We start from the raw sequence: 618 nt of genomic DNA, 5'->3' as shown, positions 1-618 counted from the left end.
AAAAAATATAGTAGCTGGAACTTCTTTGAACATAAACTCTACAGGAGAATTAAATGTAGCCGCCGAAGAATTAGTGAGTTCTGGTGAGCTGAATATAAAGGCATCAACTGTTAATATGATATCTGGTAATAAGTCAGTAGGTTATGAAGGGGTTACGTTAACAAGTCCAAAAATAAAAATAGAGGCGGATGGCGATATTAATCTTACCAATGTCAGTAGTAGCGATGCTTACGGCGATTTGTTCATTAAAGGTGGGGCGGTAGCAATTAATTCAACTGACTATAAAAAAAAGAGAAATGTAACTGATTATGACGACAAAAAAAGAACAGGGGGTGCAACAGAAACAACAGTGAACGTTTATAACACACACTTGCAAGGAAAAAATATTTCACTTGAGGCCGATTCAGGTGACCTGTCGATAAATGCGATAAAGGTTAAGGCGCTTGAAAAATTAACGCTTAAATCAGCAAAAGATATAAAAATGAGTGGCAAAGAAGAAGCTATTATTTCTGTGAATAAGATAGACTACGATGGATATGATACAGATTTGAAAAGTGGTCATGATTATTCATATACTAAACATACAGATCTAGAAATAACCCAATTACTATCTGATGG

The 618-nt window shown here is 35.0% G+C and carries 1 protein-coding gene; it reads left to right on the top strand.

What is annotated here, in order from left to right:
- Nucleotides 1-618: hemagglutinin repeat-containing protein (locus tag V2A85_RS24300; protein ID WP_420072633.1), on the top strand; the 618-nt coding region annotated here is incomplete at both ends.

Origin of the sequence: Yersinia sp. 1252 StPb PI, from assembly GCF_048593885.1 — a bacterium.
GTDB classification, from domain to species: Bacteria; Pseudomonadota; Gammaproteobacteria; order Enterobacterales; family Enterobacteriaceae; genus Yersinia; species Yersinia enterocolitica_E.
Note: the sequence above shows the minus strand (reverse complement) of the source record. Positions and strands in the feature narration are given on the sequence as shown.